This window comes from Phytoactinopolyspora endophytica (assembly GCF_004138495.1).
Classification (GTDB): Bacteria; Actinomycetota; Actinomycetes; order Jiangellales; family Jiangellaceae; genus Phytoactinopolyspora; species Phytoactinopolyspora endophytica.
Window position 1 is genome coordinate 135,734 of record NZ_ML142857.1, and the last position, 5,145, is coordinate 140,878.

General features: G+C 67.3%; 6 protein-coding genes. 2 read left to right on the top strand and 4 right to left on the bottom strand.

Features of this window, described 5'->3' with window-relative positions:
• Positions 1–57 precede the first annotated feature (57 nt).
• From ELR45_RS18445 to ELR45_RS18455, 3 genes are all read right to left on the bottom strand, one after another.
• Positions 58–1,518: a DUF6351 family protein gene (locus ELR45_RS18445; RefSeq protein WP_205856837.1), complete on the bottom strand. Its 1,461-nt coding sequence runs from the start codon at positions 1,516–1,518 to the stop codon at positions 58–60.
• Positions 1,519–1,656: 138 nt separating this feature from the next.
• Entirely contained in the window at positions 1,657–2,373 is a 717-nt protein-coding gene (locus ELR45_RS18450) for an endonuclease V (protein ID WP_129667696.1), read from the bottom strand.
• Between the two features lie 179 nt (positions 2,374–2,552).
• Positions 2,553–2,819 carry an NAD-binding protein gene (locus ELR45_RS18455; protein ID WP_129667697.1) on the bottom strand — a complete coding sequence of 89 codons (267 nt, stop codon included), beginning with the start codon at positions 2,817–2,819 and terminating at the stop codon, positions 2,553–2,555.
• Positions 2,820–2,934: 115 nt separating this feature from the next.
• Between ELR45_RS18455 and ELR45_RS18460 the strand changes: the two genes are divergently transcribed.
• Together ELR45_RS18460 and ELR45_RS18465 are read left to right on the top strand one after the other, a co-directional pair.
• Positions 2,935–3,543 (top strand): DnaJ domain-containing protein, encoded by a 609-nt coding sequence (locus ELR45_RS18460; RefSeq protein ID WP_165367898.1) that lies wholly within the window; start codon positions 2,935–2,937, stop codon positions 3,541–3,543.
• Positions 3,544–3,665: 122 nt separating this feature from the next.
• Positions 3,666–4,508, top strand: a complete 843-nt coding sequence (locus tag ELR45_RS18465; RefSeq protein WP_129667699.1) for a Gfo/Idh/MocA family protein — start codon at positions 3,666–3,668, stop codon at positions 4,506–4,508.
• 102 nt (positions 4,509–4,610) lie between these two features.
• Here the strand turns inward: ELR45_RS18465 and ELR45_RS18470 are convergent, their stop codons facing one another.
• Entirely contained in the window at positions 4,611–5,102 is a 492-nt protein-coding gene (locus tag ELR45_RS18470) for a hypothetical protein (RefSeq protein ID WP_129667700.1), read from the bottom strand.
• Positions 5,103–5,145 lie beyond the last annotated feature (43 nt).

A 5,145-nucleotide genomic window follows, 5' to 3' on the forward strand; every position in this document is an offset into this window, starting at 1 on the left:
CGCCGACGCACTTGATGAGGGAGGCGTGAAGGTCATGGTGGCATCGCCCTGACGCTGTCACCGCGACGGACGCTGCGGCTTCGGCGGCGTGTAGCGGGTGAACGCCGGCTCCATGGTCTCCTTCGTAAAGGTCACGAAGTCAAGCACCTGGTGGTACTCGCTGTCGAACGTCTCCGCCTCCGCTGTCAGCCGGCTCGGGCTTGTGTTCGGCCAGTGGCCGGTGTCGATCCGCGACAGCAGCGTCTGAAGTGAGACGATCTCTTCAGCGGCGCTCACCGAACAGTGCGCACCGCGCTCGACGTAGTGCTGACGCAGGTTACCCGCGTCGCCGGCGCGACGGACCAACGAGCCGTACCAGCGCTCCTGGTCGGGGGTGGCGCCGCCGTCACCCGTGGTGTGCAGCGTGACCACCGGCACCGGCGTCGTCCCCGTAGGCACACCGAACTGGTACATGTAGTCCACCGCGTCCTGATCGGCGGCGATACGCGGGGCGTCAGCCAAGAGCTCCAGATCGGCCCCCAGGTCGAGCCCGGCCTCTCGGTAGGCTCGCCGGACGTCGATCGTCTGGCTGGAGCGGAGCAACTGACGGCGATAGTCCACGCCGACGTTCGACGACGGGTTGCCGCCGGCCTGCTGCTCCAGGTTGACCCGCGCTCCCGGACCGGCGAATCCGAGCACATACGCGTTCAGAATCCAGTTCGCCTGCTGACGGATCCGTTCTTCCGGCTCGGTAGGCCGTGGCTCGTGGGCAGACCACCAGCCCTGGACGTTGTTGAACGACGCGATCAAAGCCAGCCGGGCCCGCCCTTCCGGTGTCACCATGACCGCCTCGACCGCCTCGGCCAGGGCCTGTGTACTCCCCTCCGGGTCACCCGGGTTGACCAGCTCGATGTCCTCGTCGCCCGCGAGCAGCGTCTTGACCCCGAATGTCACGTCGAGTCCCGCGTTGAACGTCGCCTGCGGATCGGGTCCTCCACAGATGGTCGCCGCGCCGTCGAATCGATCCGGGTAGCGCTCGCTCAGCAGTATGGTCGGCACGGCCCCCATCGACTGCCCGGTGGCCACCGTCGTGCTCGGCTGTCCGATGTTCGCCTCGAACCAGTCCAGCAGGGCGATCTGGTCCGTCAGCGCCTCTTCGACCAGGTAGCCGATCCCATCGTTCTGGAACTCCGAGGCGGCCAGCGCATATCCGTTGTCGAGCAGCCAGTCCTCGGCTTCCTCCGCATTCGTGACCTCGATCGGGAGGTCGTCCGGCCAGAACTCGGGGTGGTAACCGTGGCTGTAGAGCAGCAGCGTGCCGTTCCACGCCTCGGGCATCTCAACTCGGTACTCGGCTCCGTCGATCTCCCCGGTGAACGTGCGACGGCCGTCCGCTGCGCCGGAAACCGGCTGCGCGGTGCCGACACCCGTCGCCCCGACGGCCAAGCCGAGCAGGAGCACGAAGAACAGGACAGCTCGCCAGGCACGCGTATCCTTCCCTGGCTTCGGACGGTCCTGAGCATCAGTTGCATGTGTCATGGTGTGTCTCCCATCTACGCCTGTACGGATGGGTAGACCGGCGAACCGTCGAAGGCTCATCGGAAAGCCGACATCGAGATCACATCTGAGGACGTCAGCGCAGGTGTTGCCGTTTTTCGGCCGGCAGCGACGCACGCGTCAGCCGGCGCCGGCAGCCGCACGCGTCGTCCGGGCGACGCGGCGGGCCTGCCGCAGCGGCGCAGGCGTACGGGCGCCGGGCGACGACGCCGCCAGCACGGTCTGCGCGGCGGTGTCCGGGCTGGTCCGCCAACCGGCATGCGCGACGACGGCGCGTGTCCCGGTTCGGGTGCACACCCAGTACCCGACCAGCCGATCCCCCACGTGAACCGGCACGATGGTGCCGGCTCGCGGTTCGTCGGGCATCGCACCGGACGCAACAAGCGTCCGATGCGTGACGCCGACGCTCGGGATGTCCAGCAGCGCACCCAGTTGAACAGCGAGGCCAGCGCCACGGGGATGATCGAACCCGGTCGCGTCGACCAAGAGCACGTCGGGGCGGATCCGCAAGCCGCTCACGGCGGCCTCGAGCACCGGACCCTCCCGTCTGGCCAGCAGCCCGGGCACATAGGCCGCGGGTACCTGCTGCGCGACGACGGACTCGTCGATGACCGCACCCGCGCGCCAGGACACTGCCGCAGCCCACGCTCGATCACCAGGGTGACCAGGTCCCTCCTCGCCGCGAGCGAAGGCCACGAAACACCCGCCCATGACGGGCCGGCCGGTCAACGTCCACGGCTCGGCGGCGAGTACCGCCTCCGCTTCGTCGGCAAGCCGGCGCTGGACGACGACGAGGTCCTCGTCGCTGTCCGGCCAGTCATAACGTGCGCCACCCATACCGACATCATGCGTCGCCGGGCGGGCTCATGACCTACGTGAGACGGGTTCGCCGACCGCCTCGACGGCCAGGCCCTGAGAACCTGGCTTACCAGCCGGGTTCGTCCACCGGGATGATCGCGCCCCAGTCCAGGTCGGCCATGCCCCGTTGCTCGGCCTGTTCATACCAGTTCAGCGCCTCACGGCCGCAACCGAAACGGCGCGGACAGCCCAGCCGCCAGACCCTCGAGCAGGCGCATGTCCTTGGCCGCGAGCCCGAGTTTGAACATCGGGGAAAGATCGCCCTTGAGCACCTTGCCGATCAGGGTGTGGCGCAGCTGCCAACTGTCCGCCGAGGTGTGCGGCATGACCTGGACCAGGACGTCGGTGTCCGCGCCGGCCCGCCGGGTGAGCGCGTAGGCCTCCGCCAGGACCGCGATGTTGGCGCGTGTGTCAAGAGGGGGCACCCGATCCGGATACGGCCCGTTCGGCTCGCGGGCGACCGCCCGCCCTCACGCCCCTGTCACATTTCGCCGTCGAGTGACGTCTTATATGCAGGAGGCAGCGAGGCTGGAGACGAACATGACGGTCACCAAAGACATCGAGGAGCTCGGAGGACGCGATCCGCATGCCGTCCTCGGCGTGCAACGAGGCGTGAGCCAACATGAGGTGAGCAGAGCGTTCCGTCGCAACGCCGCCAGCGGCGGCCACCCGGACTCCGACGGCGACGACCGCAGGTTTCGCCAGCTCACGCGCGCCAGGGACATCCTGCTGGACACCGACCGTCTCGCCGCCTACGACGCCGCGCAACGGGCCACGCGGATCGCCCACAGCCCGAACTACAGCGTCAGAGAACGCCACCGTGCGCCGGAGGGCGCCCACCACGACAGACAGCCATCGCAACGCGAACCCTCCCGGGACGACGACCCCCGGGTGGCGCAGCCCGAACCGCCCCAGTCCCACGGTTCGCCGCAGCCGAAGATGAATGCGCTGGCCATCGGCACACTGGTGCTCGCCGCGCTCGGCCCTCTGTTGTGGCCCGTGGCCATCCTCATGGGACACCTGGCACTGCGGCAGATGAAGCGGTCCGGACAGCGCGGCGATTCACTCGTCCATGTCACGCTCGCACTTCTCTACGTGCTCTGCATCCTTGTCCTGCCTCGCCTTCTGCTCTTCCTGGTCCCGGCATGACCTGATCCCGGCATGACCGGACATAAGTGCGCGCATGTGACGTTGCAATGAGCCCACGCCAGAGGTAGCAATGTCAGCCATGATAAGTTGACTGCAACCGCTTGCAAGGGAGTGTCAGGCGCATGCTGCGTATCGGGTTGATCGGCACCGAGAATTCGCATACGGACCATTTCGTTCGTCACCTGAACGTCGACGAGGGCTACGAGGGTTGCCGAGTGGTGGCTCTCGCCGGTGGCGACACGGAGAAGAACCGGAAGCTCGCGGCCGACGGCCGGATCGAGCAGATCGTCGAGTCCGCCGAGGACCTGCTGGAACTCGTGGACGCGGCAGTGGTGTCGGACCGCCACGGCGGGCTGCACGCACAGAACGCCGTGCCGTTGCTGGAAGCGGGCAAACATGTCTTCGTGGACAAGCCCACCGCGGTGACCGTCTCCGACACCGAGGCGATCATCGCCGCCGCCCAGCGCGGGGGCGCAGTGCTGGCATCCTGGTCGGCCGTGCGGCTGTCACCGGGCGTGACCCAGCTACGCGACGCCGCCGCGCAGCTGGGTGAGCTGCAGGTCGTCACCGTGGCCGGGCCCGCCGACCCGGACGATCCGCACGCGGGCCTGTTCTTCTACGGGCCGCACGTCGTGGAACCCGCGCTCGAGCTGCTCGGCAATCCGGACATCGACGACGTGCACGTCGACCACGTCGCCCATGCGGTCACCGTCACCGCCCGGGCGAACGGCATACAGCTGGTGTTGATCTTCGTCCGCCCCGATGACCACGGACGCGTACCATGGCACATCTCGGTGACGGGCCGCCACGGCGTCGTCGCCGACGACATCGGCCTGGGCGAGGACTACAACGCCCGAAGCATCGCCCGTTTCCTCGACGCTGTGAAGTCCGGCGTCCCACCGATGCCGTATGAACAGCTGCTTCCCCCGGTACGGCTCCTCGAGACCGTCACCACCCAGCTCTGAGAACACCAGCCCACGGATCACCCCGCGCCATCGCGGTCCTGAGCCGTTGCGCTGGGCCGGGACGTGGTGAAGGACCTGGAACTCGGGTCGTCCCGTCTACCGTCAGTCGTAAGGGCGATCATCCGAGGAAGGCGGCGGAAGTTCGTGCCCGATTCCGGTTCCCGACGGCTCCAACGTGCCCTCAGGGTTCTCCACCGGCCGATAGCTGATATCGAGCTCCGGTGTTTCGATCAGCTTCCCGCCCTCATGATCAGAGTGCATCGCGGCATCAAGAATCCCAGTCGTCAGAAGTGTACGTTCGACAGGATAGGGAGCAGTTCCAGTGAGCGCCATATGCTCGATCTGCCGGTCCAGGAACGTGAAGTGACCATAGGGCCATCCCTTCTCCAGCAAGAATTCCGACGCCTCAACTTCACCGTTCCGACGGCTGGCGTATGCGAGAGTGGTCAGCGCCCCGTTCAGCAGCAGTGCAGTTCCACGGAAGCCATCGTTGTACTCGATCAGGAACGCGATCGGTTCTGTAGCGTTCTCCTTGACGTCGCCGTCGGTAACGTGACCGCCCTTCTGTCGCGCGGCGTCGATCGCTGCGTCCATGAGCGCCTCATCCCACCGGCCGCTTTCCGCCGCTTCCCACACT

What these genes read in the sequence shown, in the direction of transcription:
- ELR45_RS18445 (WP_205856837.1), bottom strand. Translation starts at nt 1,518, where the DNA reads ATGACACATGCAACTGATGCTCAGGACCGTCCGAAGCCAGGGAAGGAT.
- ELR45_RS18450 (WP_129667696.1), bottom strand. Translation starts at nt 2,373, where the DNA reads ATGGGTGGCGCACGTTATGACTGGCCGGACAGCGACGAGGACCTCGTC.
- ELR45_RS18470 (WP_129667700.1), bottom strand. Translation starts at nt 5,102, where the DNA reads ATGGACGCAGCGATCGACGCCGCGCGACAGAAGGGCGGTCACGTTACC.
- ELR45_RS18465 (WP_129667699.1), top strand. Translation starts at nt 3,666, where the DNA reads ATGCTGCGTATCGGGTTGATCGGCACCGAGAATTCGCATACGGACCAT.
- ELR45_RS18460 (WP_165367898.1), top strand. Translation starts at nt 2,935, where the DNA reads ATGACGGTCACCAAAGACATCGAGGAGCTCGGAGGACGCGATCCGCAT.